Here is a 1,105-nt window from a genome sequence, read left to right as displayed (position 1 = left end):
ACCTGCAGATTATCGATGGCGATCTGGGCACCGGCCGTTTCGGCGCGCGCGATCATCGTGGCGAGCCGATCTGGAAAGACCGCGTCGTCGGAATCGAGAACCGCGATCCATCTGCCGCGCGCGGCGTCGAGGCCGGCATTCCTGGCGCCGCCGGGACCGCGATTGCTGGCCAGGGCGACGACGCGGACGATTTCCCTGGGATAGGCGCGCGCCACGTCCAGCGTCGCATCGCGCGACTTGTCGTCGACGACGATGATTTCGACGCTGACACCCTTCTGGGCGATGGCGCTGGCGATCGCCCGATCGAGGGTCGCCTCGGCGTTGTAGGCGGCAATCACAAAGGAAACATCGGGGACAAAGGAGACGTCAGGCTGCACGCTTGCCTCCTTCCTGCGGCGAAGGCTGGCCGTAGAGGCGGATTTCGCGGATGCCGACAAGGCCGCTGACGACGCCGACATGCATGATGCCGCGCAGCACGCTGCGGTTCCTGCGAACCGGACTGACGACGACCGGAAGTGCCGAGGCGAAGCAATAGATGGCCTTTGCCGACGCCAGGCCGACCTGCTTGACCAGGCCGATGCCGCTGGCGCTGCTGCCCAGGAGATGGCCGTGCGTCTGGCCGACGCGGAAGCGGCGGCGGCCGAGCCAGTCGAATGCCGCCCTTGAGCGCGGCACCACCTCGTTGACCCAAGCCTCGGGTGAGAAGGCAATGCGGCCGCCCGCTTTGTGCATCTGGTCGAAGAACTCAGTGTCCTCGCCGCCAGTCTGGCCGCGCGCCAGGCTGAAGCGGCGGCCGCGCAGGCTGTCCGATCCCATCCGCAGCAGAACGTTGCAGGTATAGCCGGTCTGGATCTCGCCGCGCACCCAGACGGGCAAGGTCGAATGGAAATCGCCACGCCGCATCCAGTCCGGCGCATCCGGGCGATAGCGCGCCCTGACCGGGCCGAGCACAGCGGCGGCACCGCTGGCTCCAGCCATCGCGACCAGCTCGGCGAGCCATGACGGTGTTGCCGTCTCGTCGTCGTCGATGAAGGCGACGAAATCCGCAATGCTGGCGTCGAGGCAGGCGTTGCGGGCGATCGAGATGTTGCGCGCCGGACAATGC

Annotated in this window: 2 protein-coding genes; both read right to left on the bottom strand. The window is 67.4% G+C overall.

What is annotated here, in order from left to right; translation table 11 throughout:
* A partial coding sequence (locus EN993_RS36105) for a glycosyltransferase family 2 protein (RefSeq protein ID WP_164758066.1) occupies nucleotides 1–377 on the bottom strand: 377 nt, incomplete at its 3' end.
* Nucleotides 367–1,105 (bottom strand): glycosyltransferase (locus EN993_RS36100; RefSeq protein WP_127266272.1); only part of this gene is annotated, 739 nt, incomplete at its 5' end. The genes EN993_RS36105 and EN993_RS36100, both read right to left, overlap by 11 nt.

This window comes from Mesorhizobium sp. M7D.F.Ca.US.004.01.2.1 (assembly GCF_003997785.1).
GTDB lineage: Bacteria > Pseudomonadota > Alphaproteobacteria > Rhizobiales > Rhizobiaceae > Mesorhizobium > Mesorhizobium loti.
This window is presented reverse-complemented; position numbering and strand designations above follow the sequence as displayed.